This is a genomic window from Psychrobacter sp. TB55-MNA-CIBAN-0194 (genome assembly GCF_040309505.1).
GTDB lineage: Bacteria > Pseudomonadota > Gammaproteobacteria > Pseudomonadales > Moraxellaceae > Psychrobacter > Psychrobacter fozii.
The window spans coordinates 1-236 of record NZ_JBEOOW010000778.1 but is presented as its reverse complement, the minus strand read 5'-3'; the positions used below and the strand labels follow the sequence as shown (position 1 = coordinate 236).

The 236-nt window shown below is 41.9% G+C and carries 1 pseudogene; it reads right to left on the bottom strand.

What is annotated here, in order from left to right:
- A pseudogene (locus tag AAEY75_RS17065) lies at nt 1–236 on the bottom strand (LuxR family transcriptional regulator); the annotation flags it as partial.

Here is a 236-nt window from a genome sequence, read left to right as displayed (position 1 = left end):
CCATCTAACACCCCCCTTTCCACATCGTTTGGTGGAATCATACGAATGTTAATTGTGACTTGTGGCCCTTTGTCTTTTAGGCCGGCAAGCGCTCTTGTTATTCGAGTATGAGGCAAAGTGACTAAATTATCTGTTATGCCAATGTTGAATTCGCCTTTCAAATTCTGGTGGAGGGCATTGATATTAGTGCGAAAGTCTTCGATAGAAGACAGTAATTGTAGCGTAAAGTCATAGAC